The sequence below is a fragment of the Colwellia sp. SU-HH00943 genome (assembly GCF_057546125.1).
Window position 1 is genome coordinate 13561 of sequence record NZ_BAAJLW010000001.1, and the last position, 17336, is coordinate 30896.

The 17336-nt window shown below is 37.5% G+C and carries 13 protein-coding genes; 9 read left to right on the forward strand and 4 right to left on the reverse strand.

Annotated features, from left to right (window positions below):
- Positions 1-11 precede the first annotated feature (11 nt).
- The 6 genes from AC27GZ_RS00060 (at position 12) to AC27GZ_RS00085 (ending at position 10759) form a co-directional block, all read left to right on the forward strand.
- A complete protein-coding gene (locus AC27GZ_RS00060) occupies positions 12-839 on the forward strand; it encodes a septal ring lytic transglycosylase RlpA family protein (RefSeq protein ID WP_487092828.1) in 828 nt (275 codons plus the stop codon).
- 137 nt (positions 840-976) lie between these two features.
- Positions 977-2173 (forward strand): serine hydrolase, encoded by a 1197-nt coding sequence (locus AC27GZ_RS00065; protein WP_487092829.1) that lies wholly within the window; start codon positions 977-979, stop codon positions 2171-2173.
- 451 nt (positions 2174-2624) lie between these two features.
- On the forward strand, positions 2625-3041 hold the full coding sequence (locus AC27GZ_RS00070; RefSeq protein ID WP_487092830.1) for a hypothetical protein: 417 nt from the start codon (positions 2625-2627) through the stop codon (positions 3039-3041).
- Between the two features lie 194 nt (positions 3042-3235).
- The gene (locus AC27GZ_RS00075; protein WP_487092831.1) at positions 3236-4363 is read left to right on the forward strand and encodes an efflux RND transporter periplasmic adaptor subunit; all 1128 of its coding nucleotides are present in this window, start codon (positions 3236-3238) and stop codon (positions 4361-4363) included.
- 38 nt (positions 4364-4401) lie between these two features.
- The gene (locus AC27GZ_RS00080) at positions 4402-7668 is read left to right on the forward strand and encodes an efflux RND transporter permease subunit (RefSeq protein WP_487092832.1); all 3267 of its coding nucleotides are present in this window, start codon (positions 4402-4404) and stop codon (positions 7666-7668) included.
- Positions 7661-10759 (forward strand): efflux RND transporter permease subunit, encoded by a 3099-nt coding sequence (locus AC27GZ_RS00085; RefSeq protein WP_487092833.1) that lies wholly within the window; start codon positions 7661-7663, stop codon positions 10757-10759. The genes AC27GZ_RS00080 and AC27GZ_RS00085 overlap by 8 nt, the downstream gene beginning before the upstream one ends.
- A gap of 19 nt (positions 10760-10778) precedes the next feature.
- Here the strand turns inward: AC27GZ_RS00085 and truC are convergent, their stop codons facing one another.
- Positions 10779-11576 (reverse strand): tRNA pseudouridine(65) synthase TruC, encoded by a 798-nt coding sequence (gene truC / locus AC27GZ_RS00090; protein ID WP_487092834.1) that lies wholly within the window; start codon positions 11574-11576, stop codon positions 10779-10781.
- 100 nt (positions 11577-11676) lie between these two features.
- Here truC and AC27GZ_RS00095 point away from each other — a divergent pair, with 100 nt between their 5' ends.
- From AC27GZ_RS00095 to AC27GZ_RS00105, 3 genes are read left to right on the forward strand one after another with little or no spacing between them, the layout of a single operon-like run.
- On the forward strand, positions 11677-12723 hold the full coding sequence (locus AC27GZ_RS00095; protein WP_487092835.1) for a DUF3549 family protein: 1047 nt from the start codon (positions 11677-11679) through the stop codon (positions 12721-12723).
- A 40-nt stretch (positions 12724-12763) separates the two neighbouring features.
- Complete coding sequence (locus AC27GZ_RS00100) at positions 12764-13066, forward strand: DUF3301 domain-containing protein (protein ID WP_487092836.1); 303 nt, start codon at positions 12764-12766, stop codon at positions 13064-13066.
- A 45-nt stretch (positions 13067-13111) separates the two neighbouring features.
- The gene (locus tag AC27GZ_RS00105; protein WP_487092837.1) at positions 13112-14248 is read left to right on the forward strand and encodes a hypothetical protein; all 1137 of its coding nucleotides are present in this window, start codon (positions 13112-13114) and stop codon (positions 14246-14248) included.
- A gap of 222 nt (positions 14249-14470) precedes the next feature.
- Here AC27GZ_RS00105 and AC27GZ_RS00110 read toward each other — a convergent pair whose 3' ends face one another.
- The 3 genes from AC27GZ_RS00110 to AC27GZ_RS00120 form a co-directional block, all read right to left on the reverse strand.
- Entirely contained in the window at positions 14471-14878 is a 408-nt protein-coding gene (locus tag AC27GZ_RS00110; protein WP_487092838.1) for a putative zinc-binding protein, read from the reverse strand.
- Positions 14879-15003: 125 nt separating this feature from the next.
- On the reverse strand, positions 15004-16497 hold the full coding sequence (locus AC27GZ_RS00115; protein ID WP_487092839.1) for a cobyric acid synthase: 1494 nt from the start codon (positions 16495-16497) through the stop codon (positions 15004-15006).
- A 93-nt stretch (positions 16498-16590) separates the two neighbouring features.
- Positions 16591-17244: a YehS family protein gene (locus tag AC27GZ_RS00120; protein WP_487092840.1), complete on the reverse strand. Its 654-nt coding sequence runs from the start codon at positions 17242-17244 to the stop codon at positions 16591-16593.
- Positions 17245-17336 lie beyond the last annotated feature (92 nt).

Here is a 17336-nt window from a genome sequence, read left to right on the forward strand (position 1 = left end):
CGGAAGCATTAATGAAAACAAATAACTTAATATTATTAATTTTAATAATATCAACCTTAACAGCTTGCAGTAATAACGGACGTTATAAACAGGCTAAAGATAGCATTCCCAGCAGGTTACCGAATCAAGCTGAGTTAAAAGACGCATTAGCCCGCGCCGAGCCTCATAGTCGAGGTGGCAATAAACATTACAATGTTCGTGGTATAGATTATAAAGTACTAAAAACTGCTCATGGTTTTGAACAAGTGGGAATAGCTTCTTGGTATGGCAAAAAGTTTCACGGTCACCTAACTTCAAATGGTGAAATTTACGACATGTATGGCATGAGTGCAGCGCACAAAAACTTACCCTTACCTACCTATTTAAAAGTCACAAATCTCGCGAACAATAAAAGTGTCATTGTTCGTGTTAATGACCGTGGTCCATTTCATCAAGATAGAATTGTAGATTTATCCTATAGTGCCGCTTATAAGTTAGATATGTTAAAAACGGGCACAGCCAAGGTCAAAATTACCGCCATCACTGAGTTTGGTGAGAAAAAACAAGCACCGAATCAAGCTAACTCTCAAACTGCAACAGTCAGTCAAACCACTATTCAAGCAACGAGCAATTCAGGACCCCAAAAAATTATTCAAGTATTAGCCACCAGTAAACAATCACTGGCACAATCATTAGCAAAAAGTTTTGAAAAAAAATATTCTCAACCCGTTAATACCCCTGAAAAAAATGGTCTTTATCGTATTCAAATAGGGCCTATTGCCGATGAGCAATTACAAAATAGTTTATTAAAAAAATTACAAGAAAATGGCTATCCTCAAGCTTATTTAAGAACTTTATAAATTTTGAAACAATAAAACTACAAATTAGCTAACCCCTAGCATAACCAACGGCTATACAACGGCTATAGAAGTGATATACTTTCTTGAAGATTTTTTGTTCTGTTCACCTAACTTATAAAAATTACCTGATAAAAATTATGCCTAAAATATTTAATCGCTCTCCCCGTAAACTTATCAAATTTATCAGCACGACTATAGTGAGCTCTGTTATAGCTTTTGCGCCTTTAAGCCATGCCGTCACTATTATTCCCGATGCACCGCAAATTAATGCCAAAGGCTTTATATTAATTGACCACACCACAGGTAAGGTGATTGCTGAAGGTAATGCTGATATGCAGTTAGCGCCTGCGAGCTTAACTAAAATGATGACTAGCTACATCATTGGAAAAGAGCTAGAAAACGGCAATATATCTAATGATGATAAGGTGATGATAAGCGAAAATGCTTGGGCGAAAAACTTCCCGGAATCATCGAAAATGTTTATTGAAGTAGGTACCGAAGTATCTGTTGATTTGCTCAATCAAGGCATTATTGTTGCCTCTGGTAACGATGCCTGTGTTGCTATGGCAGAGCATATTGCTGGCAGTGAAAGTGCCTTTGCTGATTTAATGAATGCCCATGCAGAACAGTTAGGTATGTCGAGCTCTTTCTTTGAAAATAGCCATGGTTTAGACAGTTCATCGCATATGACAACACCTCGCGATATGGCCGTTCTTGCTTCGGCAATCATTAGAGAAGTGCCACAAGAATATGCGCTATATAAACAGAAATCTTTTACCTATAACAATATTAAGCAATATAACCGTAACTCGCTATTATGGGACAAAAGCTTAAACGTTGACGGTATGAAAACAGGTCATACTTCAAATGCAGGTTATAGTTTAGTCACCTCAGCAACTAAAGGTGATATGCGTTTAGTCACTGTCGTCATGGGAACAGAAAGTGAAAGAGCTCGTAAAATAGAAAGCAAAAAATTACTTAACTATGGCTTCCGTTTCTTTGAAACCATTACCCCTTATAAAGCGGGTGAAAAATTTGCCAGTAACCGTATTTGGTTTGGTGACAAAGAGCAAGTGAGCTTAGGTATCATTGAAGACACTCCTATCACTATCCCACGTGGTCAACGTAAAAACTTACAAGCGCACTTTGAGTTAACGCAAGAGCTCGAAGCACCTATTGCCAAAGGTACTGTGGTAGGAAAACTATTTTTACAACTTGATGGTGAAGATATCGCACAATACCCGTTAGTAACGTTAGAGGAAGTTAACGAAGGCAGTTTATTTTCTAAGTTACTTGACTATATCAAACAGTTATTTGCCCAATGGTTTGGCTAATAACTGATAGTAGCTAATCACCGGCAGTAGCTAGTCAAGGAAATAAATAAGGCGTAAGTTTAAAAAAATTTCTATACCAAAAAAGAACCATAAAAAACCAGTCAATCGACTGGTTTTTTTATGGCTATTTTTTAAGGCTGTAATTTAAGGTTATTTGTTATTGTTTATCATGATTACAATTAACACCAAAGTTAACTAAAACCATTAATTTTTAGTCAGCAGCAAAAATTTGACGGTTATTTTTCAAACAAAAATTGCACAGAAAAATCATAAAGTTTTTAGCAAAAATTTAAATTAAACAAATTTATAACAAGTTTATTTTTCACTTACTTTATAATGAGTTATTAAACATTAAGTCATTAACAATAGTGTCAAAAAATCAATTGGCATAACACTTGCCCTTTCACCTATATAAGAGATTTTTTTAGTTGTTTAGTTGTGAAGGTTCGTTATGTTTTCTATCAAAACCATAAGTTGTGTTGTACTTTGTTTTTCACTTTTTGCTTGTAGCAGTACTGAGCAAGCAAGTAATCAACAATTCTCAAGCAATGGTTACGCACAAGGTTATGTCAATAAGCATTATACTCAAACTCAATTCACACCGATTAATCAACACAGTGTGAAAAAAGTGCTTAACTCAGATCATGAATTAATGTTGTCACTATTAAACAGACCTATGACCGCAGATCAAGCCATGATGCTTAATTTTGCCAAGCAAAGAGAAAATTACTCTACCGTATACGCTAATAAAGGTGTCACGATTAAAGGGCCAAGAGCCAGTAAGAATAACACCCGAGCAGTTCATCTTTACGCCCACTTAATTGAAAAAGACATCAATGCTGTGACTATATCGGCTCCTCCTCAGTAACCTAGTAACACACCTTATATTTGCACACTAAAATGTGAGTAAAACCACTACTTTTTGGTGTTTAAATAAATCCCAAATACCACTTTAATCAATAAAAAACATGTAACTTATTGTTATACAAGTGTTAAATCCTGTTGGCATACCCTATGCTATTTTAACGTATATTAAAATAGTTTACTTTATGGACAAGTCCTATGCTAACCACAAAAAAAGCACTTATTATCACTACCTTAGTATTTAACGCACTGTTAATGAGTGCTTGTAGTGAAACAACCGCCAAAGTAGAAGAAAAAAAGGAAAAGGAGTTTGCCATCCCTGTTAGCGTTGCAAGTATTGAACGCGGTCGCATTTCTGCTAATTTCCATACCACAGCTACTTTAGAATCACGCACTGAAGCAGATATTATTACCCGTGTAACAGGTATTATTGAACAACTTGACGTTGAAGAAGGTGATTACGTTGAAAAGGGGCAAGTATTAGCAAAAATTGACCCTCGTCGTTATCAACTCGCTCTTGATAAAGCCAATGCTGAACTTGAAGGTATTAATCAAGAATTACAACGTTTATCATTAATGGCGAAAAAACAATTAGTAAGCGCGCAAGCTTCAGATAAATTAAAATATCAACATCAAGCAGCAGTTGCAGCGCAACAGCTAGCAGCGCTAGATCTACAAGATAGTCAAATCATAGCGCCTATGTCAGGCTATATTTCTCACCGTTACGTAAAGCCTGGACATTTTACTCAAGGTTATCAAAAACTATTTCATATTGTAGACCCAAGCAGTTTACAAGCGGTTGTATACTTACCTGAGCATCAACTCAGTAATGTTAAGCTAGAGCAGCAAGCCCTATTAAGCTTTAGCGCTCGTAAAAATAAAGTATACCAAGCAAAAATTCGCTCAATCTCCCCTGTTGTTGACCAACGCAGTGGCACATTCAAAGTTATATTATCTATTGATAACGCCATGCAACAGTTAAAACCGGGTATGTTTGCTCAAATAGCTTTAACATTCGCAACTCATGAAAATGCTTTAACTGTCGCCAGTAACGCTATTATCACCTTAGACAACACCAGTAAAGTTTACCTAGTTAGAGACAATAAAGCAGTAGAACTAACAGTGACTAAGGGCTTTGTAGAAGGTCAAATTACAGAAATTACTGGCAGTGCAAATGGAGAAATCAACGAAGGTGACTTGATTGTGGTTAATGGGCACCACAACCTTAAAGCCAATGCTCTGGTTGAAGTACTTAATGAAGGGCTAAATATGAGCAACCCTGATGAACTAACCAACACTGAAACCGCTATTGTAAAAGCGCACTAATAATTATAAATAAAAGCTACGTAGCTAAAGGATTTCTCATGAGTTTAGTTGATACTGCAATAAAACGCCCTGTTACTGTTTGGATGTTTACCTTTGCTGTTATTTTATTTGGTTTAGTTGGCCTGTCTCGTTTAGCGGTAAATTTACTGCCTGAGCTCACCTACCCAACCTTGACCGTTCGTACTAACTACACAGGCGCAGCCCCCGGTGAAATAGAGCAACTGATCACCAAACCCATTGAAGAAGCTGTAGGTGTAGTTAAAGGCCTTAGAAAAATAAGCTCCATTTCAAAAGCGGGTCAATCTGATGTGCTATTAGAGTTTGAATGGCAAACCGCAATGGACATTACCAGCTTAGAAGTACGAGAAAAGCTCGATTTAATCACCTTACCTCTAGATGTAGAAAAGCCATTAATTTTAAAGTTTAATCCATCACTTGATCCTATTATCCGATTAGGATTACAAAGTACTGACACCTCAATCACAGGGTTAACCAAACTAAGAACATTCGGTGAATACGATATAAAACGCCAGCTAGAATCCTTATTAGGTGTTGCCTCGGTGAAATTAGGTGGGGGCTTAGAACAAGAATACCAAGTTATTATTGATCAACATAAACTGGCACAACTAAACCTTACCAGCCAACAAATCATCAACCGTATTAATGCTGAAAACATTAACATTTCAGCCGGTAAACTTATTGAAGGCAATACGCAGTATTTAGTCCGTACACTTAATCAGTTTACCGACATAAAACAAATTGGTGAGTTGGTGGTGTACCGTGAAAATGACAAAATTATTTATCTTAATGACATTGCTACTATTGTTGACGGCTACAAAGAACGTACTGATGTTACCCGTATCAATGCTAAAGAAGCGGTTGAATTAGCAATATATAAAGAAGGCGATGCGAATACGGTACAGGTTGCAAACCTTATCAAAAACACCCTTGAAAACATTAGAGAAAAATCAGGTGATAATTATCAGCTTAGCGTGGTGTACGATCAATCAACCTTTATCAGTAATGCGATTAGCGAAGTAAAATCAGCCGCTATTATCGGTGGTTTACTTGCCATGCTTGTGCTGTATTTATTTTTACGCAGTATTGTACCCACTCTGATTATTTCCTTATCCATTCCTGTCTCCGTTATTGCTACTTTCAATATGATGTATGGCAATGACATTAGCTTAAATATTATGTCATTAGGTGGTATTGCCCTCGCTACAGGCTTATTAGTTGATAATGCCATTGTAGTGCTTGAAAATATCTCTCGCTATAAAGAGCAAGGTTTGAGTGTTATAGAAGCTGCTAGAAAAGGTACTAAAGAAGTGAGTGGTGCTATTATCGCGTCAACGCTGACCACATTGGCGGTTTTTGTGCCATTGATCTTTATCGAAGGTGTTGCAGGTCAGTTATTTGCAGATCAAGCCATGACGGTAGCCTTCGCACTGATAGCCTCTTTAGTTGTCGCCTTAACACTTATCCCAATGTTAGCGTCAAGAGAAGTGGCTTTACCTCCTCAAGAAGATACACAAGCAAACAACAACACCCTAACCTTTAAGCAACTCACCATGTTACAAAAGATTAACTGGTTATTTGCACTGCCCTTTAAAGTCGTTTTTATCTATGCTCCTATGTTAGTCATGCGTATGCTGCTACTTGTTTTTCACGCAATTAAAAAAACACTGGCATTGATAATGAAGCCAATTACCACTGGCTTTAACAAGGCTTTTGATTTACTAGCCATTGGCTATCAAAAACTCCTTAATTTAGCCTTAAATCATGGCATTAAAACCTTGATTGTTAGTGTATTATTTGCAGGCTCTGCAAGTATCATTTTACCTAAAATAGGAGTTGAATTACTGCCACCACTATCTCAAGGTGAATTTTATTTTGATTTAGAATTAGCCCCCGGCACACCACTGGCTAAAACTGATCAGGCAATCAATTTAGTGGCTAAATCACTTCAAAATGATGACAGAGTAAAAAGCACCTACTCTTTAACTGGTCGTGGTAGTTTAATGACCAGTAGTACCGACAAAGGCGGGGAACATCAAGCTCGATTGCAAGTGATTTTACACAATAGTGCCGATGAACAAGCCGTCATGGCAAAAATTAGAAAAAGCGCCCGAAATATTGTTGGCGCAACAACATCAGTAAATCGTCCAGAGCTCTTTACTTTTAGTAAACCAATCAGCATTGAACTTGCTGGCTATAATCTCGAAGAGCTAAAAACATATTCGAAAGCATTAACGAGCGCAATGGAGCAAGATCCACAATTTGTTGATGTTGCCAATAGTCAACGTAAAGGCCAACCAGAATTAGCCATACATTTTAATCAACAAAAAATAGCTCAACTTGGCCTAAACCCCCCTGATATAGCTCGTTTACTTGCCATCAAAATTGGCGGCAATATCGCCAGCAAATACACCTTGCAAGATCGAAAAATTGATATTTTAGTACGTAGCAATTTAACTGAGCGTGATTCTATCAACGATTTACAAGCCTTGGTGATAAACCCAAGTGATGAATTCCCAATCACATTGGCCAGTGTAAGTGACATCGTAGAAACAGTCGGTCCAGCCCAAATAAACCGTATTAATCAACAACGAGTTGCAGTGGTCAGTGCCAATATTGCAATGGGAGATCAAAACTCAGCCATTGCTAGTGCTACTAAACATATTGACGATTTGAACTTACCTTTTTCTGTTATTGCCACTTTTGGTGGTCAGAGCGAAGAAATGCAAAACTCTTTTGATTCGATGCTGATGGCGCTTATCTTGGCAGTATTTTTAGTTTACTTAGTCATGGCCTCACAGTTTGAATCCTTACTACACCCATTACTTATATTGTTTAGTATACCGTTAGCTGGGGTAGGCTCTATTTATGGATTGTTCCTCACTGGTACAAATATTAGTGTTATCGTTTTTATCGGTTTAATCATGCTTGCCGGTATTGTAGTCAACAATGCGATAGTACTGGTTGATCGTATTAACCAAATACGCTCACAAGGTACAGACAAAATAGACGCCATCAAAGAAGCAGCGTTTTCTCGATTACGCCCTATTATCATGACAACACTCACCACAACATTAGGTTTAGTTCCTATGGCGATAGGATTAGGTGAAGGTGCTGAATTGAGAGCACCAATGGCTATTACCGTGATCAGTGGATTACTGTCATCCACTTTGCTCACTTTGGTGGTAATTCCTGTGCTGTATCAACTATTCGATTATAAAACCTTTGATAAGCATGCTTCACAACAAAACAGCCATGATGCACTTGTGGAGGCAACCAATGTCTAAGCAAGCAACACATCAAGTTGAAAAGCTCAATTTAACGGCACTCGCCTTAAAAAAACCCGTTACAACCTTTATGTTGTGCTTAACCATGTTGTTAACTGGTTTTGCAGCAACACAGTTGCTACCGTTAGAAAAATGGCCCGGCATTGATATCCCAGAAATGATGATTAATGCCCCTTACCAAGCATCAACTCCAGCTGAAGTAGAGCGCTTGGTAACTAAACCTTTAGAAGAAGCTTTATCGACGATGGGAGGAATAATTCGCCTAAACTCAAACTCGACTGAGCATGGCGCACAAATAGGCATTGAAGTGGAATGGGAAAGCAGCCTCACGGGTAAAGCCATTGAAGCCAGAGAAAAAATAGATGCTATTCGTCACTTATTGCCTGAAGATTTACACCGAATCTTTGTTTATCAATTTTCCACTGCAGATATGCCTATTTTAACACTTAGAATTTCCAGTGAACGGGAATTAAAAAATAGCTATCAGTTATTGAATAATTACTTAAAAAAACCGCTTGAGCGACTCAATGGTGTTTCTAAAGTAGAGCTGTATGGTGTCGATCCTCGTCAGATTTCAATTCGCTTACTCAGCGACAGAATGGCTAGCCACCACATAGACATCAGAGCCTTAACCATGATGTTACAAAAAGAAAACTTCACCATAAATGCTGGCTCTTTAAAAACGGAACATGAAAGTATACGCATCAGCCCTAAAGGTGAATTCACCAGTTTGCGTGATATTCGAAACTTAAGAATAAGTGACAATGTATATCTTGGTGATATTGCTGAAATAAACTTTGAGCAACCTGAATTAACAGATGGTCGCCACCTTGATAGAAATTACGCTATTGGTGTCAATGTCTTTAAAGAGTCCAGTGCTAATTTAGTTGAAGTAGCAAACCGTGTTGTTGAAACGGTAGAAAATATTCGTGGTAGTCGCCAATTTGATGGCGTGAATATTTTCATGATGGAAGATCAGGCCAAAGGTGTGACTGATTCGCTGTCTGACTTATTAACCGCGGGGGCTATCGGCGCATTACTTTCGTTTGCTGTATTGTATTTATTTATGCGAAATACTACCGCAACCTTGCTGGTTGTTGCTTCTGTACCTTTTTCAATTTGCATTACGTTAGCTGTGATGTACTTACTCGATTACTCTTTGAATGTCCTTTCAATGATGGGCTTATTACTTGCGGTAGGTATGTTAGTCGATAATTCAGTGGTGATTACAGAATCTATTTCCTCTCAACATAAAAAATCACCTAATGCGAGTAAGGTTACCAACATTTTAAATGGAGTTGATAAAGTGTCATTGGCGGTAATGACAGGCACTTTAACAACCATGATTGTATTTTTACCCAACATTATAGGTGAGAAAGTACAACTTACCGTTTTTTTAGAGCATGTTGCCATTGCAATATGTATTTCATTAGCTGCCTCTTTACTGATTGCAAAAACGTTATTACCGCTACTGTTAAGTAAAATTTCATTAAATAAGCTGATTAAAAATAAAGGTGCGCAAACAAATAACCAGCCTAGTCGTATGCAGTCACGGTACAAAACCAGTTTAACTTGGGTATTAGCGCATCCTAAAATTACTGCTGTCATTGCATTAATTATATTAGTGAGCACGGCGTTACCAATGGGAGCTGTTACCTCTGATAACGTAGATAACCAAGACGGTACGCGTTTATTTATGCGCTACCATATTGAGGGTCAATTTCCAGTTGAGCACGTAGAATCTATTGTTGATCGTTTCGAGCAATACTTATACGACAACCAAGAAGCTTTTTATATTGAATCGGTTTATAGCTACTACAGTGGTGAACGTGCTTCTTCTACTTTACTGCTGCGAGAAGATCGTGATATCTCAATGACGGAGTTAAAAGCCCGTATTCGTGAAAAAATGCCTAATTTTGCCGAAGCGAAACCTGACTTTGGTTGGCGTAGCGCAAAAACTGGAGGTGTGAGTATCAGTTTAATGGGGCCTTCAACAGACCTGTTAGTAGATCTATCAAACCAAATAGTTCCCGTACTCAGTCACATTGATGGTTTAGCTGATGTTCGCAGTGATGTCTCACAGCACCAAAAAGAAATGGTGATAATTATCGATAGAATAAAAGCTAGCCAAATGGGTTTAAACTCCAATGAAGTCGCTCAAATTATTGGCACAGCGTTACGTGGTTTAGAATTAAGAAGCTTTAGACATGATCCTAATGGCGAAGTGAAGATACGCTTGCTCTATGATGAGCGATTAAAGTACTCATTAAACCAACTGAAAAAACTCCCTATTAGCCAAATTGATGGTCAAAGTATTAGCTTAGAAAATGTTGCCCATTTTAAAGTGCAGCCTAGGTTAACTACTATTTATCGAGAAAACAGACAAACAGCTTTAACCATAGGAAGTAATTTAAATGACATTACCATGGAGCAGGCACAAGAGCGTATTACGTCAGCCATGAATGCCATTGAACTGCCTGAAGGCTATAGCTGGAAATTAGGCCAAGGCTTTAATCGCCAACAAGCAGATCAACAAATTATGGTGACAAACATGCTTTTAGCCTTAATCATGATTTATATTGTCATGGCAGCGTTATTTGAATCCCTATTATTACCTGCGGCAATTATCAGTTCAATTATCTACTCAATTGTTGGCGTATTTTGGTTTTTCTTTATTACTAATACCAGTATGTCAGTAATGGGGATGATAGGGATTTTGATATTAATGGGAATAGTGGTGAATAATGGCATTGTACTCATTGATCAAATCAATCAAATGTCGCCTAAAGTCGCTGAATTAGAGCAAGTTATTTGCGATATTTGTATTACACGATTGCGTCCCGTATTAATGACGGTTGCCACCACGGTATTGGGGATGATCCCACTCGCGTTAGGCTCAACACAAATTGGCGGAGATGGACCATCATACTCCCCTTTAGCCATTGCAATTATTGGTGGCCTGACTTTCTCTACAATAACAAGTTTGTTTTTAGTGCCTTGGTGTTATTTGATTTTTACTAAAATGGCCCGAAATACCAGTATTGGTTTTTACCGCGCGAACACCTTTGCTAAGCGATTAACGAGAAGCTAATGCTACTTAAAAGTCTGCCTTATTCAACGCGCCAGCCAAGGGTATGAAACACCTGTTGCCACTGCTGATCAAATTCAGCAGAAATGGTGTTCATTTCTTTGGTTACAGGGTGTTTAAAGCATAGCGACTTAGCAATAAGCATTAATCGTTTAAAGCCAAAGTGCTGTATAAAGAAAGGGTTTTGCTTGTTATCACCATAATTAATGTCCCCGATTATGGGGTGCCTTAAGTGGGCTAAATGTCGGCGAATTTGATGGCGCCTTCCAGTAACAGGCATAAGTTTGACTAGTGAATAGCGCACACTATTAAACTTGCCTAAGGCAATGGGTAAACTTGCTTGTTTTAGTACTTGATAATGTGTTTGAGCTGATTGTGGGGCTTTATCCTGATTTACATATTTATCACCTAACTTATCGAGTTTTTCTTTAAGGGGATAATCAATTAGCTCAGTTTCCTCATTCATCGCTAAGTGCCCTCGCACTAACGCATAATAAGTTTTAGTGAGGGGTTCATGACTATTAGCGGGTTCAATTTTATTCGATTTATTAGCAAAGGCTTCATTTAACTGTTGAGCAACTTCTTTGGTTAACGCAAACAGCAACACACCTGATGTTGGTCTATCTAAACGGTGAATGGGATAAACATATTTGCCAATTTGATCACGTACCAACTGCAAAGCAAAATAGATTTCATTTTTATCCATGAAGCTTCGATGTACAAACAGGCCAGCAGGCTTGTCAACAGCCACCAAATAGTCATCTTGATATAAAATGGTTAATACTGGCTTTTCATCTACAGGAGATTCTTCACTACTCATTACTGTATTTCCAACGAGTTTTTACTAGGTTAATGGCGCTATTATCCTTATAATGACTAGCAAAGACAAATGCACTTTATTGACAATTTTTACGGTTATTATGGATACTATTGATACAATTTCACAACTTTTACAGTCTTCAAATTCACAATATCGACTTTATGATATTGGCCGGAAAATAGATAAAATATCTAAAGAGCAGTTTGAAAAAATAGAGCAAAATCAACTTCCTTATCCAACTCCATCTCAAGGTCACGCTTGTATTGCGATTGCTTTTTGGCAAAAACAATCACCACAACCTTTTTTATGGCTATTAAAGTTACCGCTTGATGAGCGAGGTTTATTAAATCAAGGGGCAAGGAATCATTTTATTGCCATTATCGTCGAAGCGCTTGGCTCTGATTTAACACAAGATCCTAATGAAAAACAGGAAGAGCTTTTAAAGTCAAACCCCTATTTATTTACCCCTGCGCAATATAAATTGGCGTCATTAAATAGCAAAATCAGATCAGAATTAAAACAAGGCGCCAGCGAGCATTTAGCGCCTTTTATAACTTACCTTTCAGGTGAATCAGGCTGGGATAATTGGCAAACTATCGGCGTTCAAGGAATAACTGACTTCGCGGTAAAAATCGATGCAAACAATGCTGAATTGCTCGCCAATGCATTACCCCATTTGCCTAATGAAGTGCTATTCCCTTTATGTACTGCTTTAGAAAATGAGCCGTTACCGTTAGTCTTAGTTGAAGCTTTAATAAACTTATTAAAAGACAACCTGGCAGCGAAGTCTGAGGCTAATGAAGAAGCAGTGAATGTACAGCAACATCTGCTACGTAGCTTAGCCAGTAATTGCCAACACCCTCATGTAAAACAGTTAATTAAATTGCTTTTACAACAAAGCAGCCTTGCTACTAATTTACTGATTACTTTATCAGGACGATGTTGGGAAGCCTTAGATGATACAGAGAACTTAATGGCCTTATTTGAGCAATTAATCAAGAATGACGAACCCTCACTATTTACCAGTATATTTAAAGATCTTGTGGCAATACCGACACTAAGACCCATAGTATTTCAATGTATTCGCTCTCCTGAGCGTAGCAATGCGCTATCAAGTGCTATTGGTCAGTTATTTCAACAAGCTTAATACCACTACCCCATGTATATGTAAGGTAAAACAAGAAACTATGGAAAATATTTATTATTTATTGCTCTTTTGTTTAATTTGTTGGTACTTTATTTACCTAAGAAAATTAGCAGAGGCTGCTCGTAAACATGCTATTCGTTATTGCGAACAAAATAAATTACAATTTATTGCTATCGCAAGGCGCTCAAGCCGTTTAACCTTCACTAAAAAACATGGGCTAATTTGGCTCAGCTTATTTGATGTAGAATTTAGTGGTGATGGTGAGTCGAGTAATAGTGCTACATTAACCTTAGTTGGTTTAAAGTTAGATGATATTGATATTCCCCCTTATCGAGTTCATTAATTTCAATATTACTTATAGTCCATTTCAGTATTTCATGGAGACACTGTGCAGTTATTAAAGTCACTTTTTTGTTTGCAAGGTTTTGATAATAGAACCCGATTTTTTGCGATATGCAGCGCTATTTATATTGTTTTTATAATGCTGGCCTCGGCTTTTACTGGCAAAATATTTATCTCATTAATACTCAGTGTTTTATTTAGTGCCGCACTGGGCTTAACAAGTTTACGTAGACTCAATGATGCCAAACTTAATCGTAATTGGCTTTTTGCCCCAAGCATTAGTTTTTTAATTATTGCACTTATTATTGTATTTTCAGAGCAACACAGTAGTTACTATTTACTATTACTACCAGCATTAAGCTCTGCCTTATTACTTACTTACCCAAGTAAAGTTGAGACTCAAGCATCTTATACATTAGGTTATATTGGCCCTGTCGATATGTCTGAGTATCAACAAACCCTTCACCAAGGAAAATCAGCTAAATATAGAATTGAGCCCAGTATCGCTGGTGAAAATGCTATTCCTATTGAAGCCCAACATATTGAGCAACAAGCAAATGCTGCCTACGCTTACCAAACTCATCAAACGGCACCGCGAGGTAATGAACAGGCTGATATTGGTGAGCTTATCCGATTGAAACTATTAAGTAATAAAAAAGCGCAAATTGCCATTGTTGCAACAGTGATTGTTATTTTAATAGCGGTACTAACGTCTTGGCTGGTCACATTTTTGACCAGTGAAAGTGAAGCTGAAGTAGAGCAAGTTATACCAAAACAAACTGCAGCTATTAATAACCAAATCATACGAAGCTTCCCATTGACCATGCCTGATAATTTCACTTTATACTTGTCGCAACATCAGGGCTTAATAATACATTGGCAGGCCGATGAAGTGGCTACAACGCAATTATGGTCTCAATTTAGCGGTCAAGGTGATGAAAGTTGTGAAAAAATTAGTTTCAATAAAGGTACACCAATACGTACGCTAACGGTTGATGTAGAAAGCGGCGATGGTGCAAATACAGAGTATTTTGCCAGCTTTTCACCGTTAGATACTCAAGTACTTATTCAGGCACTTGCCTTTAGAGGGAACTTCTCTTTGTGTGGTTATGATTTTTCGCTAAAAGGCAGTCAATCAGCATTAGGTAAAAATGATAATTACGCTCATTGGGTGAATTATTAATTTTTCGTGATTTTTGATTACTAAAATTATAATTACAAGCGAAGTAATTACGAACGTACTCTAAAAGAGATGTATGAATTGAGTGAGTACAGATAATCTTGTCATCAGCTTTTTTGACTTGGGCTTAGAATAAACTAAAGCCCAATTTAAAACTCAAGAAGCGATTACTCAAAAACGACTACACAAATGAGACTAATAAAAGGTTCAATGACGTAAGGCAACTTACTTCAGGGTTTGAAAACCAATGCCTTGTTCAAATAATTGGTCGTAAATATTTTTCATAGCAATAGTATTTTCAGTGAGCGAATCATTCCATTTATCGCGTTTTTCAAAACCTAAATCACTAATTTGATAATAGTAATCCGCATGTAAACCACTGGCCTCAAGACAGCTTTTCGTGCAAGATAAACTGCAACCGTCTATAGCAATAATCGGTCTCCCAGATCTCGCTAATTCCATGATAGGTGCAACGTTACCAACAATACCAGACACACAAGACATTTCCGCAATACCATCACCATCAAGGTTTAATGAAATATTATGTGCCATTTGCGCTAAGTTTGAACAACCTGAGCATGAATAAACAATGGGTTTTTGTTGAGCTGGTTCATTCTTTTGATTCTTGACCACGACTAACTCTCTCTTTAATTAGATATGTCACAACAATATAAAATTGCCATTGTTTAATTCTAACAAGTTAAAGCAAGTAGGGGTTGATTTGCATCAAGGTTTAAGCTATTGCAAGCAAGTGATTTTTAACGATACCAACTTTCGAGCACATCATTAATTTTATCCATATCTAAATACCGCTCACATGCATCACTGATACGATTAATAGCGATATCTTCAAGCGCTTCGATACTGATGTTTTCTTCTATTTGTGCGCCGACCCAGCTCATTATTAATTGTATTGCTCTAGGTGTGTCAAACAAACCATGTAAATAACAACCTGCAACTTGCTCATCTTCACTAATATAACCATGAATCTGAGAATTTATAGTCATTAAAGGCGTAACCTTCATTGGCGAATTCGCAATTAACTCACTGATTCCAGCATGAATTTCATATCCCTTTACATCGGCATTTTGTTGGTTCAAATGCAGCTGCCCTTGTACATTGGTTAATGTCTTCTCAGCATGTAATTCACTGGTAATAGGCAAGTAATCTAAACCATCACAATTGAGCGTATCGCCTTCAATCGATAGCGGGTCATAAATGTGTTTACCTAACATTTGATAGCCACCACAAATACCTAGTACCTTTCCTCCATAGCGAAGGTGCTTAGCGATATCTCGCTGCCAACCTTGAGCTTGTAAAAACTGTAGATCTGAAATGACGTTTTTACTTCCTGGCAGAATAATTAAATCACAGGCAGGAATAACCGCTTTAACTTGCGGGTTTTTAGCGAAAAGAAATTGACAATCAATACTGTCATGATGACGTAAAGCATCGAAATCAGTATGGTTACTCATATGAGGGTAAACTAATACAACAACACGTACTTTATGCGCTTTATCAGTGCTACTTTGTTGGGTGACTAATGCATCTTCTGAGGAAATATCTAAACCATGTAAGTAAGGTAATACACCAAAAACCGGTTTATTGGTTTTTTTCTCTAACCACGCAAGACCCGACTCTAACAAACTAAAGTCACCGCGAAAACGATTGATCACAAACCCAACAACCCGATCTTGCTCTGATTGAGCAAGTAACATTAACGTACCAACCAATTGCGCAAAAACGCCACCTTTATCAATGTCGGCAACAATAATCACTGGGCAATCTACCGCTTCTGCAAAACCCATATTAGCAATATCACCTTCACGCAAATTGATTTCTGCCGGACTACCTGCCCCTTCAACCACAGTAAGTTGATACTGCTCAGATAACCTTTGGTGAGATTCAAGCACAGCATTCATGGCAACCTTTTTATAATCTTGATACTGGGCGGCCTCCATTCTTGATATGGCTTTACCATGAATAATAACCTGTGCGCCAGTATCTGAATTAGGTTTGAGAAGTATTGGATTAAAATCAACATCAAGCGCTACATTGGCAGCTTTTGCTTGTAAAGCTTGTGCTCTACCTATTTCGCCGCCACAAGGGGTTACAGCACTGTTTAAGGCCATATTTTGTGGTTTAAATGGCGCTACTTGGATTGCTTTCTTTGCAAATAATCGACATAAACCCGCAACTAACGTGGTTTTACCGGCATCAGAGGTAGTGCCTTGCACCATTAAGGTTTTCATTATGCCACTCTTTTAGATTTAAATTTGGTAGATTAACAGCTTATTAGACATGCTCGCTTTTAAAAAACTGTTGATTGGCTATTGTCCTGCAGATTAGGGTTTTAACTTGAGCTTTTTACGTGCTGCTTTATTTGACGTATTTGCATCTAAGTTAGGATTTGTATATATAGCACTGGCATTTGGCCTAGCACCATCAACTGTAGGCTTTTGGCCTTTATTTTTATCTTTCCATTTGCCTTGGTGAGTCCCTTTATTATCTACTTTTTCTTTAACAAACTTTGTTGTTCTAGCAACATGATACTTTTTATCAATAGCTTGTAATAAATTCCTTAACACTTGATCTTTACACTGTCGGTAATTTTTATGCTCTGGTTTTCTAGAAAATGCCGATAATTCAGGCTTACTTAAACGAAAATCAACACTGTCGAGTAAGGCGATCAGATCCTCTGCTTTTAGGTTTAAAGCAATTTTTATCTTAGTTAAAACAATATTGTTAGTGAGTTTTTTCTCTGCTGGTGCAGGTGAACCCTCTTTTTTTCCACGCTTGTCATTGATAAAACCATTGAGAAAACTTGCTAACACTTCATCTGAACAGCTGACAAAATCACTATCATTATCTTTTTTCAGCCATTGACTTACCTGTTCTCGACTGACTGTCGTATTGGTAGAAGAAAATATAGCTATCATTTGCTTATCGTTATAGTTAAAAGTATAACGTAAGCGACGCATTACATCGTTATTATTCAAAGGAATTCCTAGTAGAGGACATTAGTTCAAGATTTGATATATCGAGATTTTAACAGTTTTTAAGCACTATTAAAATCATCTATAATTTTGTA